General features: G+C 35.2%; 18 protein-coding genes. 10 read left to right on the top strand and 8 right to left on the bottom strand.

Going from position 1 to position 23154, the window contains the following annotated elements:
• Nucleotides 1-38 precede the first annotated feature (38 nt).
• On the top strand, nt 39-1043 hold the full coding sequence (ahr, locus tag ACQ65V_RS13415) for an NADPH-dependent aldehyde reductase Ahr (protein WP_273289811.1): 1005 nt from the start codon (nt 39-41) through the stop codon (nt 1041-1043).
• A gap of 122 nt (nt 1044-1165) precedes the next feature.
• On the opposite strand, the gene ACQ65V_RS13410 is transcribed toward ahr, so the two are convergent.
• From ACQ65V_RS13410 to prfB, 4 genes are all read right to left on the bottom strand, one after another.
• Nucleotides 1166-3700: a TonB-dependent receptor domain-containing protein gene (locus tag ACQ65V_RS13410; RefSeq protein ID WP_430468304.1), complete on the bottom strand. Its 2535-nt coding sequence runs from the start codon at nt 3698-3700 to the stop codon at nt 1166-1168.
• A 118-nt stretch (nt 3701-3818) separates the two neighbouring features.
• A complete protein-coding gene (locus tag ACQ65V_RS13405) occupies nt 3819-4277 on the bottom strand; it encodes a hypothetical protein (protein ID WP_430468303.1) in 459 nt (152 codons plus the stop codon).
• A 1-nt stretch (nt 4278) separates the two neighbouring features.
• Nucleotides 4279-4620 carry an arsenate reductase (glutaredoxin) gene (gene arsC, locus ACQ65V_RS13400; protein WP_155087656.1) on the bottom strand — a complete coding sequence of 114 codons (342 nt, stop codon included), beginning with the start codon at nt 4618-4620 and terminating at the stop codon, nt 4279-4281.
• 19 nt (nt 4621-4639) lie between these two features.
• Nucleotides 4640-5741, bottom strand: a protein-coding gene (gene prfB / locus ACQ65V_RS13395; RefSeq protein ID WP_430468302.1) for a peptide chain release factor 2 whose coding sequence is annotated in 2 segments (ribosomal slippage) — nt 4640-5677 and nt 5679-5741 — 1101 coding nt in all. Because the reading frame shifts where the segments join, the coding sequence is not laid out codon by codon here.
• 103 nt (nt 5742-5844) lie between these two features.
• Between prfB and ACQ65V_RS13390 the strand changes: the two genes are divergently transcribed.
• From ACQ65V_RS13390 to ACQ65V_RS13375, 4 genes are all read left to right on the top strand, one after another.
• On the top strand, nt 5845-8247 hold the full coding sequence (locus ACQ65V_RS13390; RefSeq protein WP_430468301.1) for a zinc-dependent metalloprotease: 2403 nt from the start codon (nt 5845-5847) through the stop codon (nt 8245-8247).
• Nucleotides 8248-8250: 3 nt separating this feature from the next.
• Nucleotides 8251-9270: a threonine aldolase family protein gene (locus ACQ65V_RS13385; protein WP_430468300.1), complete on the top strand. Its 1020-nt coding sequence runs from the start codon at nt 8251-8253 to the stop codon at nt 9268-9270.
• Between the two features lie 87 nt (nt 9271-9357).
• On the top strand, nt 9358-10389 hold the full coding sequence (locus tag ACQ65V_RS13380) for a glycosyltransferase (protein ID WP_430468299.1): 1032 nt from the start codon (nt 9358-9360) through the stop codon (nt 10387-10389).
• Between the two features lie 7 nt (nt 10390-10396).
• Nucleotides 10397-11404 (top strand): glycosyltransferase, encoded by a 1008-nt coding sequence (locus ACQ65V_RS13375; protein ID WP_430468298.1) that lies wholly within the window; start codon nt 10397-10399, stop codon nt 11402-11404.
• 141 nt (nt 11405-11545) lie between these two features.
• Here ACQ65V_RS13375 and ACQ65V_RS13370 read toward each other — a convergent pair whose 3' ends face one another.
• On the bottom strand, nt 11546-12748 hold the full coding sequence (locus ACQ65V_RS13370) for a hypothetical protein (protein WP_273289819.1): 1203 nt from the start codon (nt 12746-12748) through the stop codon (nt 11546-11548).
• Between the two features lie 278 nt (nt 12749-13026).
• Nucleotides 13027-13350: a YbaB/EbfC family nucleoid-associated protein gene (locus ACQ65V_RS13365; protein WP_430468297.1), complete on the bottom strand. Its 324-nt coding sequence runs from the start codon at nt 13348-13350 to the stop codon at nt 13027-13029.
• Between the two features lie 78 nt (nt 13351-13428).
• Here ACQ65V_RS13365 and ACQ65V_RS13360 point away from each other — a divergent pair, with 78 nt between their 5' ends.
• The 3 genes from ACQ65V_RS13360 to ACQ65V_RS13350 all read left to right on the top strand — a co-directional run bounded on the left by ACQ65V_RS13360 (nt 13429) and on the right by ACQ65V_RS13350 (nt 18070).
• Nucleotides 13429-15489 carry a S9 family peptidase gene (locus tag ACQ65V_RS13360; RefSeq protein ID WP_430468296.1) on the top strand — a complete coding sequence of 687 codons (2061 nt, stop codon included), beginning with the start codon at nt 13429-13431 and terminating at the stop codon, nt 15487-15489.
• A 74-nt stretch (nt 15490-15563) separates the two neighbouring features.
• Nucleotides 15564-16601, top strand: coding sequence for a PLP-dependent cysteine synthase family protein (locus ACQ65V_RS13355; protein ID WP_155087647.1), 1038 nt, complete (start codon nt 15564-15566; stop codon nt 16599-16601).
• A 209-nt stretch (nt 16602-16810) separates the two neighbouring features.
• Nucleotides 16811-18070, top strand: coding sequence for an aminotransferase class I/II-fold pyridoxal phosphate-dependent enzyme (locus ACQ65V_RS13350; protein WP_412560754.1), 1260 nt, complete (start codon nt 16811-16813; stop codon nt 18068-18070).
• Nucleotides 18071-18126: 56 nt separating this feature from the next.
• Here ACQ65V_RS13350 and ACQ65V_RS13345 read toward each other — a convergent pair whose 3' ends face one another.
• Nucleotides 18127-19245 (bottom strand): GTP cyclohydrolase, encoded by a 1119-nt coding sequence (locus ACQ65V_RS13345; RefSeq protein WP_430468295.1) that lies wholly within the window; start codon nt 19243-19245, stop codon nt 18127-18129.
• Nucleotides 19246-19253: 8 nt separating this feature from the next.
• The gene (locus tag ACQ65V_RS13340) at nt 19254-20219 is read right to left on the bottom strand and encodes a transporter (protein WP_430468294.1); all 966 of its coding nucleotides are present in this window, start codon (nt 20217-20219) and stop codon (nt 19254-19256) included.
• A 107-nt stretch (nt 20220-20326) separates the two neighbouring features.
• Between ACQ65V_RS13340 and ACQ65V_RS13335 the strand changes: the two genes are divergently transcribed.
• Nucleotides 20327-20620: a DUF4834 family protein gene (locus tag ACQ65V_RS13335; RefSeq protein ID WP_412560756.1), complete on the top strand. Its 294-nt coding sequence runs from the start codon at nt 20327-20329 to the stop codon at nt 20618-20620.
• A gap of 74 nt (nt 20621-20694) precedes the next feature.
• Complete coding sequence (locus ACQ65V_RS13330) at nt 20695-23115, top strand: YfhO family protein (protein WP_430468293.1); 2421 nt, start codon at nt 20695-20697, stop codon at nt 23113-23115.
• The last annotated feature ends 39 nt before the right edge of the window (nt 23116-23154 follow it).

Genomic DNA, 23154 nt, shown 5'->3' with positions numbered 1-23154 from the left:
GTATTGACTACATTTAGGGAAATCGAAAAATTTAATAGATGAACGTAAATGCATATGCTGCTAATTCAGCAGGTGAAAAATTAGAAAAATATAGTTACGAATTACCAGAAATTGGTAAAGAGCAAGTGGATATAAAAGTACATTATTGTGGTTTGTGCCATAGTGATGTAAGTATGATAAATAATGATTGGGGACAATCTCAATATCCTCTGGTTCCGGGCCATGAAATTGTCGGCGAAATTATAGCCGTTGGTAGTGAAGTAAAAGGCCTTGAAAAAGGAGATAAAGTTGGTATGGGCTGGTTTTCGGCCTCATGTATGCACTGTAATCAATGCATGGACGGCAAACAACATTTGTGCAGCGATTCTGAAGCTACAATTGTTGGAAGACATGGTGGATTTGCAGACAAAGTAAGAGGTCATTGGTCTTGGACCACTAAATTACCAGATGGTACAGATATGTCTAAAGCAGGCCCTTTATTCTGTGGTGGTATCACGGTTTTCAATCCAATAGTTCTGTCCGGAGTACAACCAACGGATAAAGTAGGTGTAATTGGTATAGGTGGATTGGGCCATATGGCACTTAAATTCTTGAAAGCTTGGGGCTGTGAAGTCACGGCTTTTACATCCAATAAAGACAAAACCGAAGCCTTAAAGAAAATGGGTGCGCATAATGTGGTGGATTCCACAAATTCTGATGATTTGGAAAGCATAGCTGGTACATTGGATTTTATTTTAAATACCACAAACGTTAAACTTGATTGGGATGCTTTTTTAACAACATTAGCACCACAGGGAAAATTGCATACGGTAGGCGCAGTATTAGAACCAATGGAAATCCCAGCTTTTAGTTTGATTGGTGGTGAAAAGTCTGTTGGAGGAAGCCCATTGGGAAGTATAGCCTTAACACGAAAAATGCTTGAGTTCTGTGTGAGACATGATATTTATCCAACGGTTGAAGAGTTTGAAATGGAAAATGTAAATGAGGCTTTACAACATCTGCACGATGGGAAAGCACGATTTAGAATTGTGCTAAAGGCGTAATTTTTATTGAGATAACTTTTTAGTTGGATTGAAATTTTATTTGAATTTGGCAATTCCATAAAGATAAAAAGGGGCGTTTTAAAAAACGCCCCTTTTTATATGATTTAAATATGAACTAAACCTTAGCCTTCGAAATCAAAGTCGTCATCACCATTGTTGTTTCCGTTACCTCTTCCGTTTCTATCGCGTTTATTCAATTGTTGGTTGAAACGGTAGATTAAAGATAGATTAACCTGACGCTGTCTCCATTGAAATTCACTGTAACGTTCAAAAAAGTCTGTCGTTGTAGTCGATTGACGTTTTCTGGAATTTAACAAGTCTCTTACGTTTAAGGAAACAGTTAAGTTGTTATTGAACAATTCCTTACTAAATGCTAAATCTATAGAAAATATGCCATCTGTATCTGATTGCGCATCTTGTCTCGCACCTCTGTAAAAGGCGTTTGTCTGCCAATCAATTTTTGCGGGTAAGGTAACTTTAGAACTGAATCGCGCAAACCAGCTTGTGTTTTTAGCACTATAATCCACACCATTAAAATCACCATCAGTTTCAAACTGGAAGAAGTTAAAACTAGAATTCAGTCGCAACCATTTATTAGGATTGTACAAAAACCCTAGTTCTGCACCAGTTCTTTTGTTTGTAGATAGGTTTATAGGAATTGTTCTAATGATGTCAATACCATCCGTGGTTTGCTGTCCTGTGTTTTCCTGTACACGCTCAAACGAATTGGTTTCAACTTGATAGTACACAGAAGATGTTAACGTGAGTTTATCCCATCGCTTTAAATAACCAATATCAAAAGCATTAGAAAATGCAGGCTCTAAACTAGGATTACCTTGAAACACGTTTGTTCTACTAGAACGCGTTGGGAACGGATTGATAAACCAGCCTCTTGGTCTGTTAATTCTTCTGTTGTAACCTAATGTAATACTTTCTTCACTATCGGATTCTGACCCGCTTAAATTATAAATTAAATTTACCGTTGGGAACAGGCCTAAATAGTTATTATCAAAATTTGTTTGAATTGGAAAACCAAAAGCTTCTACCAATTCTTCATCTGACAATCTAGAATCGATATCACCTTTTAACTGTGTGTGCTCTAAACGAAGACCTAATAAGAATGAAAACTTCCCAAACTTAGTACCATATTGGCTATATAAGGCATGGACATTTTCATCATAATCAAAAACATTGGTGATGGTGTCGTTTACAACTAGTTCGCCAGTTTCTAGGTTTTCTTGCTCCAATCTGTAATTGGTGACTTCATTTTCTAGGTTACTTCTAAAACCTGCTTCAAATCGAGAATCTTCGCCAATAGGTAACACATAATCTGCTTGAATAAGATATTCCTTTTGATCCTCTGTGGTAATTTCTTGTTCAATCTGAAATGGCTCAGGGTCGGTTTGGTCTGTGGTTATATAGTCTTCATTAAGAAAGGTAAAACCATCTTCAGCATCATTTTCATATTGAAAATCTGCCGTTAACTTATGATCTCTATCCTCACCAAATTGTTTGACATAATTTATAGCTATTTGATAGCTATTATCTTCTTCAGTTTCCTTTTCACGACGTAGAGTTTCTTCTACAATTACACCATTATTAAAACGCTCACTATTGTTTAATGATAAATCTGCGTCACTTCCTAATCTGTAAAAAATACTACCTGTTATGGATGACTTTTCACTTAAAAAATACTCCATACCTATATTGGCATTGTAATTTCTGTTAAGACGTTCAACTTCTTGGTCCTCACGTATTCTACGATATTCTGGCTCTATGGTTTCTCCATCGACTACGCGATCAAAATAAGTGATATCATTAAAACTGTTTCTTGGAGCGTCATAATAACGCCAGCTTAGGTTAGAAAAGAGATTGTATTTTTCGGTTCTGTAATTTATACTAGCGTTCAACCCAACATTATCAGGATTACCAATTGTAAAGTTAAATGAGCCATTAAACCCTAAGGTTTCTTTTTGCCTAAGAATAATATTTAAAATTCCTGCTGTACCTTCAGCATCATACCTTGCAGAGGGAGACGTAATCACCTCAACGCGCTCTATGGCTTCTGCAGGTAATTGACTTAATACATTAGTGTCACCAAAGCCTGCAAGTGCAGAAGGTTTACCATTGATTAAAATTCTAACATTTTCATTACCACGCAAACTAATGGCACCTTCAATATCCACAGACACGGAAGGTACATTGTTTAGTGCATCACTAACGGTACCACCAGCAGTAGTTAAATCCTTACCAATGTTATAAACTTTTTTATCGAGCTTTATCTCAACCGATGTACGTTCTGCAACAATCTCAACTTCGTTAAGAGACTCTACATCCAATGCAAGGCTTACTGTACCAAGGTCAATGGAGTCATTAATAGTTTTGTCAAGGTAATTTTTTGCTTTGTATGAAATATATTCTACAGAAATATCGTAAGTACCTGAAGGTATTTCTACGCTAAAGTATCCGTTAACATCGGTAATTCCTCCATCTATAATTTTATTGTCTGGTTTAGATTTAAAGGTTACAGTAGCATATTCTAAAGGTATATTTGAGCCCTCTTCAACGACTTTCCCTTCAACTTTTATGTCTTTTTGTGCATATAAAGACGTGCAGGTTAAAACTGTAAAAATAAATGAATAAATAAATTGTCTCATAAAAGTGATTGGTGTTTTTACGTTTTGATGCGCAAAAATACTTTTACTTGTGGCGAGATAGGTTAATCTTTTGTTAAAGGAAAATACGGATTGTTTATAGTGGTATTAGAATGGTCTATTATCCTTTATCCTTCTTTCTTTTTTTACGTTTTTTCTTTTTTTCTTTTTTGACCTCTTGTTCGTCAAAATTTCCTTTTATCATTTCCTTTATTTTGGCCATATCATCCTTGGAAATGAGTTCTTCTAGCTCTTTAAAGTGTGAGTTATCTAGTTTTTTAACAGCTTCCTCACGATCAAAATTTCGCTCGTATTTTACTTTTAAGACCTCTTGTTTGGCATCAAAATAAGAGTTAAGATATTGTTTGATGATTTCCTTTTGGAATTCATCAGCTTCAAGCGTTGTTAAGAAATTAGCAATAAACTCTTCTTTGCGCTCTTCTATTTTACGTTTATAGTTTTCAATATCTTTCTCTGTAGGCTCACGGTTAACTACTGGATTACCCATACGATCTCTACGTTGTGCAAAGGTATTGAGACCCAAAAACAGTGCAAAGGTGATTAATACAATCTTTTTCATTTTATATGATATTTAAAATAGACTCTGGTGGTCTTCCGACCACAGCTTTATTTTTATTGATAACAATTGGCCGTTCAATTAATTTGGGATTAGCGACCATTGCTTCTATGATTTGTTTATCTGTAAGCGTTTTTCCTTTATATTCAGCTTTCCAAACGGCTTCATTTTTACGAACTAAATCAATAGGTTCTATTCCTAATTTTGAAATTAAAACTTTCAATTCCGCTTCAGAAAATTTGTTTTCAAGGTATCTCACAACTTCAAATTCTTTGCTAGACTCTTCTAAAAGTGCAAGACCTTCTCTTGATTTACTACATCTTGGGTTATGGTATATTGTAATCATATTTGTTTGTTTTGTGCAATTATTGTGCCGTATCTTTTTGCCCCATCATCATAAGGTAAGCTTTTAAGAACGGTTCAATATCTCCATCCATAACAGCATCGACGTTTCCTGTTTCATGGGCTGATCGTACATCTTTTACCAGTTTATAAGGGTGCATCACATAGTTTCTAATTTGGCTTCCCCATTCAATCTTCATTTTACTAGCCTCAATATCGTCGCGTTGTGCCATTTGCTTTTGTAGTTCAATTTCGTACAACTGCGATTTAAGCATTTGCATAGCTCTGGTACGGTTATCATGCTGAGAGCGCGTTTCAGAACATTGAATTTGAATCCCAGTTGGTTTGTGTAATAATTGAACTTTGGTTTCAACCTTGTTGACGTTCTGTCCACCAGCACCACTAGAGCGAGCCGTTGTGATTTCAATATCAGAAGGGTTAATTTCAATCTCAATGGAATCATCCACCAATGGATATACATATACAGATGCAAAACTGGTATGTCGCTTGGCATTACTATCAAAAGGTGAGATACGTACTAAACGATGCACACCATTTTCGCCTTTAAGCCAACCAAAGGCATAGTCACCTTCTATCTCTAAAGTTACGGTTTTAATACCTGCAACATCGCCTTCCTGTAAATTGAGTTCTTTTACTTTGTAACCACTTTTTTCAGCATACATTAAATACATGCGCATAAGCATACTTGCCCAATCACAAGACTCTGTTCCACCAGCACCTGCAGTAATTTGAAGTACAGCACTCAAACTGTCTCCCTCTTCGGAAAGCATATTTTTAAATTCGAGTTTCTCAATGGCAGTTAAGGCTTTTCCGTAACGGATTTCTACATTTTCAAGCTCGGCTTCACCTTCTTTATAAAATTCGTAGATGACCTCTAAATCATCATATAGCTCTTTTGCAGAGTTAAAATCCTCAACCCAACTTTTCTTTTCACGGATAGATCGCATAATCTTTTGTGCTTTTTGGGAATCATTCCAAAAATCAGGATCAAAAGTTTGCTCTTCTTCGTTGGCAATTTCTATAAGTTTGGCATCTAAGTCAAAGATACTGTCTAAGTGCGTCTAGACGGGAATTAAGATCTTTTATTTGATCTGATGTAATCATAAGTAGTCGTAATTTCTGCAAATATAATATGCCTCGTTAAAGTGCCATAATTTTCAATCGGTTTTTTAGAAATTCCGTAGTTTTATGACTCAATATTCTTAATATGAAAAAACTATACCTTCCTTTAATCTTCTTACTGGCATGTTTACAGTTAAATGCACAGATTTTAAACAAAAAGGACCTTAAGTCTTATGAAGGCTTTTTTGATTTTTACTACGAAGAAAGCACAGATAAAATCTTTCTAAAGGTTGAAAAGCTCAATGAGGAATTTCTTTATGTGAACTCATTGGCATCAGGTGTTGGTAGTAATGATATTGGATTGGATAGAGGACAATTGGGCAATGAGCGTTTGGTGTATTTTCAAAAAGCAGGAAACAAACTGTTATTAATTCAACCTAATTTAAAATATAGAGCCAATACGGATAATGAATTGGAACGCAAAAGTATTGAGCAAGCTTTTGCTAAGTCCGTGTTGTTTGGGTTTAAAATCCTCTCAGAAGAGGAAGGTCATTTCATCGTTGATTTTACACCATTTTTAATGGAAGACACTCATGGAGTAGCTAACCGTCTAAAGCAAAGGAAAGAAGGTACCTATAAAATTGATGCTTCAAAAAGTGCTTTGTCATTAGAACGTACCAAAGCATTTCCTGAAAATGTTGAATTTGAGGCCATGCTAACCTTTAAAGGTCAACCAACAGGCAGAAACTTAAGAAGTGTTACTCCTACATCGTCTTTAGTGACTGTAGTACAACATCACTCGTTTATAAAATTACCAGACGACAATTACAAACCACGTGAGTTTGACCCTCGAAGCGGAGCCATATCCATCTCTTATATGGATTATGCTGCGCCAATTCAAGAGGATATAAGAAAACGATTTGTTATAAGACATCGTTTAGAAAAGAAAAACCCAAATGCTGAAATCAGTGAAGCACAAGAGCCGATAATCTATTATCTCGATCCTGGTACGCCAGAACCTGTACGCTCTGCATTGTTGGATGGAGCACGTTGGTGGAACGAAGCCTACGAAGCTATTGGCTTTAAAGATGCCTTTCAGGTTAAAATGCTACCTAAGGAGGCAGACCCTATGGATTGTCGCTATAATGTCATTCAATGGGTGCATAGAAGTACACGAGGCTGGAGTTATGGAGCGAGTGTTGTTGACCCAAGAACAGGTGAGATTATAAAAGGCCATGTAAGCTTGGGCAGTTTACGTATTAGACAGGATTACATGATTACACAAGCCTTAATGAACAAACCCTTTGCCGAAAGTGATGTTAATTATCAACCTATGCTAGACATGGCTTTAGCAAGAATACGTCAATTGAGTGCTCATGAAGTAGGACACACCATAGGGTTTGCACATAATTTTGCGGCAAGTACCAACGAAAGAGCATCGGTCATGGATTATCCACATCCTCAGATTTCACTCAATAATGGAGATATTGATTTTAGCAATGCTTACGCTACTGGAATAGGTGAGTGGGATAAGGTAACAGTGGCTTATAGTTATTCTGAATTTGATAAAAATGCAGATGAAGAAAAAGCACTAAAACAAATATTGAAAGGAGCACAAGATTCAGGATTACGATTTATAACGGATTCTGATGCGAGGGCTGCAGGTGGAGCACATGCATTAGCACATTTATGGGATAACGGTAAATCTGCAGCAGATGAGCTAAATAATGTATTAGAATTGCGTAAAAAAGCAATTTCAAATTTTTCGGAAGATAATATTAGAAGTTATGAGCCATATTCCGTTTTAGAGGATGTATTTGTACCCTTATATTTTTATCATCGCTATCAGGTAGAAGCGGCAACTAAGGTTATTGGAGGTTTAGATTATAACTATGCTGTAAAAGAAGATGGGCAATTCACGGTTAAGCCAGTTGATTTAAAAATTCAAAAGGCAACTTTAGCAGCGGTTTTAAAAACTTTAAATCCTGAAACTTTGGCAATTCCTAAAAACAAATTGAACCTATTTCCACCTAGAGCTTTTGGTTATAACCGTTCTCGAGAATCCTTTAAAGGAAAAACGGGTGTCGCTTTTGACCCTTTCAGTGCTGCAAATACTGCGAGCGATATGACCTTAAAATATTTGTTACATCCACAGCGCGCCAATAGATTGGTGCTACAAAAGAGTTTGGATAATAATCAATTGAGTTTAGATGATGTGATTGATAATGTTATAAAACAAACTTTTGAAAAGACCTTTGAAGACGCTTATTTAGTGGAAATTCAGCAACAAATAAATGTAAATGTTTTAAAGTATTTAATGAATTTAGCTGTGAATGATGAAAGCTATTTTCAAACCAAAGCCATAGCAAACAATGCTATACGCAATATTGCCCAAGGAAATTTATCGTTAGACGAAAAGAAGATGCAATACAATTTTATGATTAATGAATTCTATGAGCATCCAGAAAAATTCAAGATAAAGGCATCACCAAAAATACCAGATGGATCGCCAATTGGTAGTGGTATTTGTAATTATAATTCAAATTAAAACATGATCATAGACTTAAGAAGCGATACCGTTACAAAACCAACTAAAGGCATGCTAGAAGTTATGCTTAGGGCAGAAGTTGGTGATGATGTATATAAAGAAGACCCTACAGTAAATGCTTTGGAAAAGCGATTGGCAGATATGTTTGGTATGGATGAGGCTTTGTTTTTTCCAACGGGTAGTATGGCCAATCAAGCGGCACTAAAGTTGCATACCAATCCAGGTGAACAAGTTATCTGTGATAAGTATGCACATATATATAACTATGAAGGAGGTGGAGCATCGTTTAACAGTGGAATTTCTTGTAAGTTAATTGATGGCCACAGAGGTATGTTTACCGCAGAACAAGCAGAAGCTTCCATAAACCCACCAGATTTTTATCATAGTCCATTAACGTCTTTAATTGCTGTAGAGAATACCACAAACAAAGGAGGTGGAGCTTGTTGGGATTTTGAAGAACTGAAGAAGTTGAGAAAAGTGGCAGATACGCACAATTTAGGCTATCATTTAGATGGAGCAAGGCTATGGAATGCTTTAGTTGCAAAAGATGAAAACCCTAAGCAATATGGAGAGTTATTTGATACCATTTCTGTCTGTTTAAGTAAAGGGTTAGGTTGTCCTATTGGTTCAGTTTTAATAGGTAATAAAGATTTAATGAGAGGTGCAATACGAGTACGTAAAATTCTTGGAGGAGGTATGCGGCAAGTTGGGTATTTAGCTGCTGCAGGGCTTTATGCCTTGGATAATCATTTTGAACGATTAACAGAAGATCACAAAAAAGCTAAGGAAATAGGAGAGGTGCTTTCACAGTTAAATCAGATTAAGAAAGTAGAGCCTATTGAAACCAACATAGTTATTTTTGAATTGAATGATGATATTGACGAAACACAATTTTTAAATAGACTGAAAGACAAAAACATTCATATTATTGGTATGGGAAGTAATAAGTTGCGTATGGTTACACATTTAGACTACACAGACCAAATGCACAAGAAGTTACTAAATTTGTTAAGTGCGTTCTGATTTTGAAAGTTTATCTTCAACACATTAACGAGAATATTTAGAGGTGTTGTGTAATACTTATACTTTCGTCCTACCTAAATTTTAACCATGAAACTTAGCGTTTTAATCCCAATGTATAACGTCGAAGATCACATCGGCAACTGTTTAGACAGTGTGATTAATCAAGACATTCCTACTGAGGATTATGAAATAATTGTACTCAATGATGGTTCTACGGATAGCTCATATGAAATCGCTAAGCGCTATGCAGACGAGCACGATAACATAAGACTTTACGCTCATGAGAATATTGGTCTATATGCTACTCGAAACAAGTTATTGCAATTAGCTAAAGGTAAGTACATATATAACCTAGATTCGGATGACTATATCGTTCATAATTCATTGGGTAAAATTATTAATATAGCGTTTGAAAAGGAAGTTGATGTTTTGGGCTTTGATTATATTTCAACACCTAGAAAAGATTTGCATGCATCCACAAAGAATGATCAAAAGCTAAGCGTAGAGGTGGAAAGTGGTAATCATTTTTTGGCAAATAATGCATACCATGCTAACACTGTGTGGTGGTATATCATAAAAAGAGATTTTATGAAAAAACATGCATTGAGCTTTGATGAAAATAATCCACTAGGCGATGGGCCTTTCACCCTTAGGTTACTTCATATGGCTGAACGCATGCTATATTTGCCCATAGATATTCATAGGTATGTAATAGTGCCAACCTCGATTATGAATAGCAATGAAAGGAAACATCTAGCTAAAATGATTGATAACTATATGGAGATTTTTGATCGTTATAATTTATTAGCTTCTGATATTGCCAAAAAAAATGACCCAAAATTGGATGATGTAGTTCATAAAGTAGAGCATTGGCGCGATGTTAATGTATATGTAATGTTCTATACATTAATTAAATCGGGAATTTCAATCAGTGAAATAAATAAAATACTTAAAAAGCTTAAAGCGATTGATGCCTATCCAATAAAAAACTTCATAGGAGAACGCTATAATTCTCTTAAACATAAAACTCTAATCTATATTTTCAATAACAAGTTTTTATTTTACACAATATTGTTTCCATGTAGGTTGCTTTACAGGTTTAGACTATTAAACTTTTAAGGTATATATGAAGCTAAGTATTATCATCCCACTTTATAATTCTGGACATTTCCTTGGTAAATGCATAGATAGTTTACTAAGACAAGACCTAAAACCAGAAGATTATGAGATTCTAGTAATTAATGATGGCTCTACAGACAATAGTTTAGAAGTTGCTTTAAAATTTGAAAAAGAATATTCTAATATTAATGTATTCACCAAAACCAATGGTGGAGTGGGTAGTGCAAGAAACATGGGTATGTCTTTGGCAAAAGGAGAATATATTTACTTTATAGACCCAGACGATTATTTGGCTAAAAATGTTTTACAGTCTATTCTTAATGAAGCAATAAATAATTCACTGGATATATTAACTTTTTTGTCCAAGCAAACAACTGACCCAAATTTTTTTAGTGAAAGCCCACAAGCTAAGAATATACAGAGCTCTAAGGTATGTAATGGTGTAGATTATATAGCTAATAATCGATATCAAAATGAAGTTTGGTGGTATATTATTAAAAGATCATTTATTGAAGAAACAAAGATCAGATTTATAGAAGATAGATGGATGGAGGATGCTATCATAACACCACAATTATTTTTAAAGGCAAATAGAATGGCCAAATTTCCGATAGATGCCCATAGGCATTTAATTGTTGAAGATTCTGCCATGAAGAGCAAGGAGCCGACACATTATTTGAGAGTTATAGATGATAACAGAAATGCCGCTATAGTATTTGAGTCCATAATTGAAGACTTAGAAAAAAACAATACAAATCCAAAATGTATTAAACGCTTAAGAACGAGACAACAGTCTTTTGTGTTTTTTATGATGGTAAGAATGATGAAATCTACAATAACTATAGACAGAGTAAAGCTTGTAATGAATGAGCTATCCACTACTGGTGCTTATCCTATGGATAGTTTTGTTGGCAAAGATTACAAAGGGGTGACCTATACCATTTTGACAAAACTATTTAACAACAAGAACTTGTTTTATGTTTTGTTTAGGTTGTTCAATCCGTTGCTTAAATAATTTCTTTCGACAGCCATTTTCCGTTTTAAAAACTTAAGATAGATAGTATAAAAAAAAGGAGACAAATTATTGTCTCCTTTTCTTAGTATTATTAATACTGTATGTTAATGTTAGTGTTAGGGATATTTATTAGGGATATTTCTACCACCACCAGCACCAGTACTGAGGAGGGTCATACTCACATAACTCTCCACCCTGAGAACTATGTCCGCTTACTACTTCTATCACTCCACGTCTGTAACCTGGTCCAATATTCAACCAGCAGTTGGTTTTAATCTTGGTATAATAACAGTTACCTACATAAATGTAAACGTACTTACCAAAAGTACCGTCAGCGTTAGCACCGTTGATAGTAAAGTTTTCATTTGCGCCAACTACACTATCAAATATCTTAGTAGCACACCATGTGTTTTCGTAACGTTGATATACTCTTACTCTGTAATCATTGTGCCAATCCCAGTTTAAAGTTAGGTCAGTAACATCACCAATACAGTCATTACACTCTTCTTCATCAAGTTCTAATCTGAAGTTGAAATCCATAATGTAAAGGAGTTCACCTGTAGATAGATCCGTTATCCAGCCCCAAGTACTTAAACCTAGAGCTCCGATGTTTGAATCGTAGTTCGCTCCACCAGGACCTACATGAGCACCAAAATTTGGAGTGCTAGGATCGTTAGGGTCAGGTCTTTGAGTTAAGCCAAAAGTACCAGTTAAATCACAATCACCACCATTGGCAGTTAATGTACTTCTAGTTTCGTCTATAACATAGAAGTTCATGTCTTCAGAATTAGATGCATCACCAGCAGTACCTTCTTTTTTGTGACCACCACCGATGGCTTGCCATTCAGCCCATGTCTTTTTGTTTATAAACCAAACGTCAACGTCTACTACACATGTACCAGAAACCGTAGTTCCTACTAAATGAGCGGAACCGTCTGTATACTCAGTAAAAACCATGTTATCATCATTTACAGTACTGTAATATGACGAAGGACTATCATAGTCTGTTCCGGTAATAGACCACCACATATTAGATATAGGTTGTCCATCGTTACTGTTAGGTGCTCTGTCTGCATCAATGACATTGTAAACCTGAGCCACTGAGCCACCAGTGCTTAAGTTAGACATACCAACATTCATTAGGGTATTGTCATTCAGAATTTCACTGTTTTCATTGAAAATTAATTCTTTGTCTTCTTCACCGTCAGACACAACGTTTCCATCTTTGTCAAAACGTAACTCAGCTTGTCGCTCTTCTAAAGCTTGATCTTCAGTTGATTCCTTTTGACACGATGCAAAAATTACTAGCACCGCAAGTAATAAAAATTTTGAGATTTTTTTCATAATTATAAATTGGTTAATAGCATTAATAATAACTCAAATATATAATTTAACGTTTTTTTAGTAATATTTTTTAGACCAAATACCAATCTTCCTGTTTTAATAAAAACACATTGCATTTCGTCGTTAAAATAAGTAATTGGATGGGAATTTACTTGCCTCTTAACTAATTGATTAGTAAAGTATTGTGTTTATATAGAAGAGGAATTTATAAAATATTATTTCTTAAATATACACATGTGCATATACCTAAATTATAAAAAAGAAAGTGAAAGTATGGGTTATTTAAACATATCCATCCCTGGAATGTTGGGCATGCCTTCTTTAGCTACAGCAGCGATTTCGTTTTCATGAACTTCCGTTGCTTTCTCTATCGCTTTATTGAGTGTTAGGATTAAGTAATCCTCTAACATTTCTTTGTCTTGAAGAAGCTCGTCATCAATTGATATGGATTTCAGGGTTCTATTGGCAGTTATTGTAACTTTAAGCTTTTCATCATTGCTTATTTCATCTATTAAAACAGTGTGTAAGCGTTCTTTGGTTTCTTCCACTTTTTTTTGAGCTTCTTTTAATTTGCTCATCATTCCCATCATATCTCCAAACATAGTTATAGCCTTTTAAATTAATACGATGCAAAATTACTAAATTGCGCCACTTTTAGACTAATTTTTTCTTAAAAACAAATGACAAAACATTCTAATGTAAAACCTCCAATTGCAAAGAAGATTCCTCATCACTTAGAAAAGCATGGTGATCTGCGTGTTGATAATTATTTTTGGATGAAAGACAGAGATCATCCTGAGGTCATCAACTACCTTAATGCAGAAAACGAGTACTGTGACGCGCAAATGGCTCATACAAAAGGTTTTCAAAAAGATTTGTTTGAAGAAATGAAAGCCAGAATCAAAGAGGATGATTCTTCAGTGCCTTATAAGTATAACGGCTATTGGTATATCACTAGATTTGAAAAAGGAAAGGGTTATCCAATTTATTCTCGAAAGAAAGATTCGTTGAACAATCCTGAAGAAGTATTATTTGATTGTAATAAAATGGCAGAAGGCCATAGTTACTTTAAATTGGCAGGCATTAGTGTCAGCCCTGATAATAAATTGGTTTCATACGGAGTTGATACCACAGGGAGAAGGAATTACACCATACATGTAAAAAATATTGAATCGGGAGAAGTTGCAAATGATAGAGTTTTGCATACTACAGGGTCTTCAAGCTGGGCAAATGACAATAAAACACTTTTCTACACTAAGAAAGATGAGGTTACGCTTAGAGCATATCAGATTTATAAGCATAAATTAGGAGAAAAAGATGATGAATTGATATTTCAAGAAGGAGACGATACTTTTGGTGTTACAGTGTACAAATCCAAATCCCGAAAATATATCATCATCGCTTGTTATAGTACATTAACCAACGAGTACCATATCCTTAATGCAGACCAACCCGACGGAAAATTTGAAGTCTTTCAAAAAAGAGTTAGAGGACTAGAGTACAGTATTTCTCATTATAAGAATCATTTCTACATTTTAACCAACAAGGACAAAGCGACAAACTTTAAGTTAATGAAATGCAGAGAAGAAGATCGCAAAATAAATAATTGGGAAGAAGTCATAGCACATAGAAAGGATGTCCTTATTGAGAACATAGATATTTTTAAAGATTACCTAGTGGTAAGCGAAAGAAGTAATGGGCTCAATGAAATAAGAATAAAACGGTGGGACGGAACTCAAGACTATTACTTACCGTTCGATAATGAGACGTATACCGCATATACAGGCACCAATGTGGACTTTGATACCGAATTGTTGCGCTATGGTTACAATTCCCTAACAACGCCATCCTCGGTGATAGAATTCAATATGCGTACTAAGACTAAGACAGTTCTTAAAGAACAAGAGGTTTTGGGCGGAAAATTCAAAAAAGAAAATTATACTTCTGAGCGCATTTGGGCCACAGCGGAGGATGGAACCAAGATACCGATGTCTGTGGTTTACAAAAAAGGAATTAAGAAAGATGGAAATAATCCTTTATTACAGTATGCTTACGGTAGCTATGGCTCTACTGTAGACCCTTATTTTTCTTCTGTACGTTTAAGTTTGTTGGATAGAGGTTTTATTTACGTTATAGCTCATGTTAGAGGTGGTGAGTACCTTGGGCGCCAGTGGTACGAAGACGGAAAACTGTTAAAAAAGAAAAATACGTTTAAAGATTTTATAGCATGTTCTATCCACTTAATTAAAGAACGTTATACATCTTCAAAACATTTGTACGCCATGGGCGGAAGTGCAGGAGGGTTGCTAATGGGAGCGATAATTAATAAAGCACCAGAATTGTATAATGGCATTATTGCAGCTGTGCCCTTTGTGGATGTGGTAACAACAATGCTAGATGATTCAATTCCTTTAACAACTGGTGAATATGATGAATGGGGAAATCCAAACGATATTCTCTATTATAACTATATTAAATCCTATTCGCCTTACGATAATTTACAGTCAAAAGCATATCCTAATATGCTGGTTACAACAGGTCTTAACGATTCTCAGGTACAATATTGGGAGCCGGCTAAATGGGTTGCTAAACTGAGGAATATAAAAACAGATTCTAATAAATTATATCTAAAAACTAACATGGATGCTGGTCATGGCGGTGCGTCTGGCCGTTTTGAAAGCCTTAAGGAAGACGCAGAGGAATTTGCATTTCTCTTAGATTTGGAAGGTATTTCAAGTTAGTTCAAAAAAAAATGTTACTTTTGCAAGGTTTTATGTGTCTAAACTAAATGTTTAGAAGACAGAAATTAACATTTATGGATAAAAACAAAAATGTATTTGATAATGTATTACAGCTTATAGGTAGTACACCTCTTATCAAATTAAATAAAATGACCTCTGACTTTGATGGTGATTTTTTTGCTAAAGTTGAAGCATTTAATCCAGGTCATTCTTCCAAGGATAGAATCGCATTGCACATTATAGAAGAAGCTGAGCGTCAAGGTATCTTAACTCCTGGTGACACTATAATAGAAACAACTTCTGGTAATACGGGCTTTAGTATAGCTATGGTTAGTATTATTAAAGGTTATGAGTGTATTCTTGCTGTAAGTTCAAAGTCTTCCGCAGATAAAATAGATATGTTAAGATCTATGGGAGCTAAGGTTTATGTTTGCCCAGCTCATGTTAATGCAGATGATCCTAGGTCTTATTACCAAGTCGCTAAGCAATTACATGAAGAAATTAAAGGCTCCATATACATTAATCAATATTTTAATCAATTGAATATTGATGCGCATTACAACACTACTGGTCCTGAAATATGGAATCAAACCAATGGTGAAATTACGCATTTAGTAGCATGTAGCGGAACAGGAGGAACTATTTCTGGTATTTCTAAATATTTGAAAGAACAGAACCCAAATGTAAAAGTTATTGGTGTTGATGCTTATGGTTCTGTATTGAAAAAGTATCATGAAACCCGTGAGTTTGACGATAAAGAGATTTACCCATACAGAATCGAAGGATTAGGTAAGAACTTAATCCCAACGGCTACAGATTTTGACTTAATCGATAAGTTTGTAAAGGTAACTGACGAAGAAAGCGCTCACACCGCACGTGAGATTTCTAATACTGAAGGGCTTTTTGTAGGCTACACAAGTGGTGCGGCAATGCAAGCATTAAAGCAACTTAATGAGGAAGGTGAATTTAAACCTTCTGACAAGGTTGTGGTCATATTTCCAGATCATGGTTCTCGTTATATGAGTAAAGTTTACAGTGATAAATGGATGGCAGATCAAGGCTTTTTTGATAGTAAAAACGAAGTTTCGACCACCATAGAGTATATAAAATAAAGGAACTAACTAACAATAGACCTATCATAGAAATATGGTAGGTTTTTTTATGTTCAAAACTTAGTGGATAGTAAAATTAAATAAATTATGCTGTCATAATATTATTACCTAATTTTGCGGACACTAACAAGATTAAATTAACTAAGATTCAAAGTCTATTTTATGTATCATTCGGCATAAGAAAACTAGGCTTATTGCAACCGTAGCGTATGAAGGATTTATTTGAAAAGATTTACAGAGATAAAGGGCCATTAGGAAAGTGGGCTGCTCAAGCAGAAGGTTATTTTGTGTTTCCAAAGCTCGAAGGTGAGATTTCTAACAGAATGAAATTTCAGGGCAAAGAAGTTATAACATGGAGTATTAATGATTATTTGGGATTGGCTAACCATCCCGAAGTTAGAAAAGTTGATGCTGAAGCTGCTGCGCAATATGGCTCAGCTTATCCGATGGGAGCAAGAATGATGTCTGGTCACACGGATTTGCACGAGCAACTGCAGAGCGAACTTGCCGAATTTGTAAACAAAGAAGCTGCTTACCTTTTAAACTTTGGTTATCAAGGTATGGTTTCTACCATTGATGCCTTAGTCTCAAAAGACGATATTATTGTTTACGATGTTGACGCACATGCCTGTATTATTGATGGCGTTCGTTTGCACATGGGCAAGCGTTTTACTTACAAGCACAATGATGTAGAAAGCCTAGAAAAAAACCTAGAGCGTGCTACAAAAATGGCAGAACAAACTGGCGGAGGAATTTTAGTAATTTCTGAAGGTGTTTTTGGTATGCGTGGTGAACAAGGTCGATTAAAGGAAATCGTTGCACTAAAAGAGAAGTTTAACTTTAGACTTTTTGTTGATGACGCTCATGGTTTTGGTACGTTAGGTAAAACTGGTGCAGGAGCAGGTGAGGAACAAGGTGTACAAGATGACATAGATGTTTACTTTGCAACATTTGCTAAGTCAATGGCAAGTACAGGAGCGTTTATTGCTGCTGATCAAGAAATTATAGATTATTTAAAATATAATTTACGTTCTCAGATGTTTGCAAAGTCTTTACAAATGCAATTGGTGGTTGGTGCGTTAAAACGATTAGATATGTTGCGCACAATGCCAGAACTTAAAAAGAATCTGTGGACCATCGTTGATGCGTTGCAATCGGGTTTAAAAGAGCGTGGTTTTGATATAGGAACGACACAAAGTTGTGTCACTCCGGTTTACTTAAAAGGTAGTATTCCTGAAGCTATGGCCTTGGTAAAAGACTTGCGTGAAAATCATGGAATATTCTGTTCTATAGTGGTTTACCCTGTAATACCTAAAGGAATGATTTTACTTAGAATGATTCCAACGGCAACACATACTTTAGAGGATGTAAGGGAAACTTTAGACGCTTTTGATGCGATTAGAGATCGTTTGGTAAATGGAACATATAAAAGAATGTCTGCGGCTTTAATTGCAGCAATGGGAGAATAATAATTACTCAATTTTAGATATAAAAAAGGCTTTGCAATTTGCAAAGCCTTTTTTTGTTATAAGTCTTTTCTCAGTGTTTTTCTCCGTTTGTAAACTACAGGGTCAAAATGTTTCCAGATTTTGTGTATAGCCTCATTATCCTCTAATTCTGGTGTTCTGTAACAGGTTTGTATACCCTTTTTAGTAAAGGTTTCATAATATTCATTGAAGATTACAGCATGTACACCTTTGTTCTGATATTCTGGATGCACTCCAATTAAGTAAAAAATAACATCCTTACTTTTCTTTTTGGCTTTAAGAATATGACTAAAACCTACTGGAAATAACCTACCGTTTGCTTTCTGTAACGCTTCAGCAAACTTAGGCATTACTATGGCGAATGCAATAAGATTGTCATTTTCATCAACAACAAACTTTATATAATCGGGATTTACAAAACTTATAAATTTACTTTTAAAATAGGCTTTTTGAAGGTCTGTAATTTCGACGAATGAAGCGAGAGAGGCATAACTTTTATTAAATAAATCAAACATTCGATCAGCATAAGGCATGACCTCTTCAGTTTTTGTAAACTTCAGTGCTTTAAGCTTGTAACGCCTTTTAATAAGCTCTTGCGCTTTTTTAAAAGTCTCAGGTTTTACATTTTCGAAAGGAAACTTACTTTCAGAGTATTCCTTTTCAATTTTATAGCCGTTCTCTAAGTAGTGGTTAATGTAGTAAGGGTGGTTGTACCACGTAATCATTGGTGCTATACTATCAAATCCTTCTGTCATAACTCCAACTTTATCTAAATTGGAAAAACCGACGGGACCTTCGGCATACTCAAGCTGATGCTCTCTGCCAATGCGTTCAACGGTTTCTAATAAAGCCTTACTGACTTCCAGATCATCAATAAAGTCAAACCATCCAAAACGCATTTTTTTTATTTGCTGTTTGTTGACTTCGAGCCAATTTACTATAGCTGCCACACGACCAACAATTTTATGGTCTCTATATGCCAAGAAAAATCGAGCTTCAGCATCTTTAAAAATAGGATTTTTATCCTTGTCGAAGGTTTCTAGCTCTTGCCTGATAATTGGTGGAACCCAATATTTTGAATCTTTGTAAAGCGTGAAAGGAAACTTTACAAATACCTTTAGGTCTTTTTTGGTGGTGGCTTCTTTAATTGTAATCATGCAGTCGCTTATATGCCGTCAGAGTCAAAATCGTCAGTTTTCTTATCCCTTTTTCTTTTCTTTTTGAAATTTCCAGTATTGCCGTTACCATTATCAATTTTCTTGTCTTGGTGAAAATCTAAACGGTAAGAGGCACCAAAAGCAATATTAAATACTGAAGGCGTGTCTTTTGTGTTAAAAGCTATATTGGCATCGAGCTGAAAATCTTTGGTCCATAAATACGCACCGCCAAACCTAAAGATGTTATCTGCATAAAAATCGCTGTTGATACCTTGAGCTTCGCCAAACACAACCCATTGTGGAGTAAAGGAATGGGTTAGTGTAAAAATGTATTGAAAGTCTGAAAAATCAGAGCCAATTCTGTCTTTTATTAAATTCATGACAAAAACCCAACCACCGTTAAAATTATTTTGGGTGGCAATCATCACCTTTGGACTGAACCCTTCTACGTCTGGAGCTGTATATGGATTGTTCTTGGTGTCAAAATTGGCGCCAACATATACAGAGACAGCTGGTATTAAAGATTTCCATTGAAAGCTTCTGTTGGCATGGTAGCTATATAAGTTGGGTTTAGCCTCTTCGGCATTTTTATAAGGATCGTATACTAAATACTTTGCGCCGAATGTGAAATTTTTAAAATTAGAGCGTTTATCTTCAACTGGAACTGAAGCACTGTTGAACGTTATGTTATCATTCTGATATACACCATCCAAGGAAATTTCCAATTGCTCAAATAACAACCCGTAACGTACTGAAAAATCCAAACCAAAACCAGATACTTCATAATTTAATGGCACATGCTCTTCCTTTACGGTAAAAGCGCCAGCTTCAAACTGAACAACATTGGTTCCGACAGAGAAAGCACTTTCAGATAATCCTGGGCGATTAGAGTTTATGACTTCGGTATATTGCGCTTGTGTAGAGTTGTAGGTTAGCAGTAATAATAAAACGAAAATTGATTTGAGTATTCGCATTAGCTTTTGGTTTAAGTTCAAATATATATATTTTATACTTTTTTTAAGGAATAATAACGGATTATAAATACCAATAATTGTATTTTTGAATATTACTTTATTTTTAAATGATACAGCAAGCTTCGGCAATGGGATTATTAAGAACTATATTAATTATTTTGCTTATTTGGTTTGGTTTAAAGATTTTAACCAGACTTTTTGCTCCGTTTCTTATGCGTTTTGTGGCAAAAAAAGCTGAAGAAAAATTTGGGCAACAATTTGGTGGTTTTCAAAATCAGTCTCAACAACGCGAAGAGAAGAAAAGACGCGAAGGGGAGACGGTTATAGATAAAATGCCCGAACAGAATAAATCCTCTAACGAAAAAGTGGGAGAATATATCGATTACGAAGAAATTGATTGATATAGTTTTTGATTAAGCAGTAATTTTATCAAAAAAATAACTACTTTTCAGATTCAATTATATAGACGATATTCATGTCATTTTCCTTTAAACGTTTTTTACCACATCTCCTTGTTTTAATTGGGTTTGTGGTATTGTCATTAGCTTATTTTAGTCCGGTTCTACAAGGTAAAAAGATTTTTCAGAGCGATATAATGCATTATATAGGCATGGCTCAGCAGCAAAAAGAGTTCGCCAAAGCTACAGGTGAAGAAACCTACTGGACTAATAGTGCTTTTGGAGGTATGCCAACTTATCAATTAGGTGCAAAATACCCACATAACTACATAAAAAAACTCGATTTAACTTTACGCTTTTTACCAAGACCAGCAGATTATTTATTTCTATACTTTATAGGGTTTTACATCTTATTGCTATCGCTAAAGGTTGATTTTAAGCTGGCCGCACTTGGCGCACTGGCATTTGGATTTTCCACATATCTTATTATAATTCTCGGTGTCGGTCACAACTCAAAGGCACATGCAATAGCCTATATGCCATTGGTGTTATCAGGAATCATTCTCACATTCAGAAAAAAATACATTGTAGGGTTTCTGCTCACAACTGTTGCACTAGGTTTAGAGATTGTTGCCAACCATTTTCAGATGACCTATTATCTCTTGTTATTGGTTATTGTTCTCGGAATAGCTTATTTAATTGATGCCTACCGAAAAAAAGTATTGCCACACTTTTTTAAATCCGTTGGATTGTTGGCTGTAGCTGCTATTTTGGCTGTTGGCTTAAACGCCACTAATATTATGGCGACCCAAGAGTACGTAAAAGAAAGCACACGTGGTAAGAGCGAATTAACTATAAATCCGGATGGTTCACCTAAAGAAGTCTCTACTGGATTAAGTAAAGATTACATCACAGAATACAGTTATGGTTTTGCTGAGACATTTAACCTTTACATTCCAAAATTTATGGGTGGAGGCAATTCGGAGGACATAGGAAAGGATTCTGAAACTTATAAGACTTACGTTAATATGGGTGCTTCACCTATTGAAGCTTTAGAGGTTTCTAAAAACGCACCAATGTATTGGGGAGACCAACCTATTGTAGAAGCGCCAGCTTATGTGGGAGCGGTTATTATTTTTCTTTTTGTTTTGGGCTTATTCTTGGTAAAGGGAAGATTAAAGTGGTGGCTCGTTGGTGGTACTATTCTGTCCTTGTTATTGTCTTATGGAAAGAACTTAGGCATCCTCACAGATTTCTTTATAGACTATGTGCCACTGTATAACAAGTTTAGAGCAGTGACGTCTATTCAGGTGATTTTGGAGTTATGTATTCCTATTCTAGGGATTTTTGCACTGGTACGCTTGTTCAATGATTTTCAGAAAGATGAAGAAAAATTAAAGGCACTAAGAAACACGGTTATAATCACAGGAGGATTATGTTTGGTGTTTCTATTATTTAAATCGACACTGTTTGATTTTAAGAGTCCAAATGACCAAGGAATACCAGAACCCTTGCTAGATGCTATTATAAAAGATAGAAAAGCATTATTCACTACGGATACCATAAGAACATTAATTCTGGTTTTACTTTCTGCAGGAACCGTTTATTTCTTTTTAAAGAAAAAACTATCAGAAACTCTTGTAGTTGTTGTATTTGCTGCATTAATACTTTTTGATTTGGTAAGTGTTGATAAGCAATATGTTAATAACGACAAGTTTGTATCTGCTTTGCAGGTCGATAAACCATATCAACCTACTTCTGCAGATAAAGAGATATTAAAGGATGATGGTCATTTCAGGGTTTTAGATATGTCTACTGATGGACAGCGAAAGCCAGGACGTGCTGCATATTTTCATAATTCTCTGTTTGGTTACCATGCAGCGAAATTAGGCCGTTATAATGAATTAATGGAGTTTCATATTTACAACAATAATATGAATGTCCTCAATATGCTGAATACCAAATATATCATTGCCGAAGATCAAGGGCGCATATTTCCATATACTAATACTGATGCTAATGGTAATGCTTGGTTTGTAAGCAAATTGAAGCAATTATCAAATGCAAATGCTGAAATTAAAGCCTTAGATAGTTTAGACACAAAATCAGTTGCTGTTACCACAATGTCTGAATTTAGCAGTAAACCAGAAACTGTCCGATATGAAGCTGATTCAACAGCCTTTATTCAATTAAAAGAGTTTAAACCAAACTATTTAAAATACGAGTCCAACAACCCAAACGATGGTTTTGCGGTCTTTTCTGAAATCTATTATGATAATGGATGGAATGCCTATATAGATGGTGAGTTAAAACAACATATTCGTGTAAATTATGTTCTTAGAGGTATGGAAGTACCAAAAGGCAACCACACTATAGAATTTAAGTTTGAACCAGAAGTTGTAGAAACCGGTAGTACTATAGCATTGGCAAGTTCTGCTGTTTTAGGAATTTTATTGTTGTTGGGAATATTCTATACTTTTAAAAAGAAAGACAACTAATTGTCATTCCTGCGATGGCAGGAATCTACACTCTGAATA

Origin of the sequence: Winogradskyella ouciana, from assembly GCF_965284585.1 — a bacterium.
GTDB lineage: Bacteria > Bacteroidota > Bacteroidia > Flavobacteriales > Flavobacteriaceae > Winogradskyella > Winogradskyella ouciana.
This window is presented reverse-complemented; position numbering and strand designations above follow the sequence as displayed.

Excerpts from the sequence above, each read along its gene's own strand:
- ahr (WP_273289811.1), top strand. The coding sequence starts at position 39 with ATGAACGTAAATGCATATGCTGCTAATTCAGCAGGTGAAAAATTAGAA.
- ACQ65V_RS13410 (WP_430468304.1), bottom strand. The coding sequence starts at position 3,700 with ATGAGACAATTTATTTATTCATTTATTTTTACAGTTTTAACCTGCACG.
- ACQ65V_RS13405 (WP_430468303.1), bottom strand. The coding sequence starts at position 4,277 with ATGAAAAAGATTGTATTAATCACCTTTGCACTGTTTTTGGGTCTCAAT.
- arsC (WP_155087656.1), bottom strand. The coding sequence starts at position 4,620 with ATGATTACAATATACCATAACCCAAGATGTAGTAAATCAAGAGAAGGT.
- ACQ65V_RS13390 (WP_430468301.1), top strand. The coding sequence starts at position 5,845 with ATGAAAAAACTATACCTTCCTTTAATCTTCTTACTGGCATGTTTACAG.
- ACQ65V_RS13385 (WP_430468300.1), top strand. The coding sequence starts at position 8,251 with ATGATCATAGACTTAAGAAGCGATACCGTTACAAAACCAACTAAAGGC.
- ACQ65V_RS13380 (WP_430468299.1), top strand. The coding sequence starts at position 9,358 with ATGAAACTTAGCGTTTTAATCCCAATGTATAACGTCGAAGATCACATC.
- ACQ65V_RS13375 (WP_430468298.1), top strand. The coding sequence starts at position 10,397 with ATGAAGCTAAGTATTATCATCCCACTTTATAATTCTGGACATTTCCTT.
- ACQ65V_RS13370 (WP_273289819.1), bottom strand. The coding sequence starts at position 12,748 with ATGAAAAAAATCTCAAAATTTTTATTACTTGCGGTGCTAGTAATTTTT.
- ACQ65V_RS13365 (WP_430468297.1), bottom strand. The coding sequence starts at position 13,350 with ATGTTTGGAGATATGATGGGAATGATGAGCAAATTAAAAGAAGCTCAA.
- ACQ65V_RS13360 (WP_430468296.1), top strand. The coding sequence starts at position 13,429 with ATGACAAAACATTCTAATGTAAAACCTCCAATTGCAAAGAAGATTCCT.
- ACQ65V_RS13355 (WP_155087647.1), top strand. The coding sequence starts at position 15,564 with ATGGATAAAAACAAAAATGTATTTGATAATGTATTACAGCTTATAGGT.
- ACQ65V_RS13350 (WP_412560754.1), top strand. The coding sequence starts at position 16,811 with ATGAAGGATTTATTTGAAAAGATTTACAGAGATAAAGGGCCATTAGGA.
- ACQ65V_RS13345 (WP_430468295.1), bottom strand. The coding sequence starts at position 19,245 with ATGATTACAATTAAAGAAGCCACCACCAAAAAAGACCTAAAGGTATTT.
- ACQ65V_RS13340 (WP_430468294.1), bottom strand. The coding sequence starts at position 20,219 with ATGCGAATACTCAAATCAATTTTCGTTTTATTATTACTGCTAACCTAC.
- ACQ65V_RS13335 (WP_412560756.1), top strand. The coding sequence starts at position 20,327 with ATGATACAGCAAGCTTCGGCAATGGGATTATTAAGAACTATATTAATT.
- ACQ65V_RS13330 (WP_430468293.1), top strand. The coding sequence starts at position 20,695 with ATGTCATTTTCCTTTAAACGTTTTTTACCACATCTCCTTGTTTTAATT.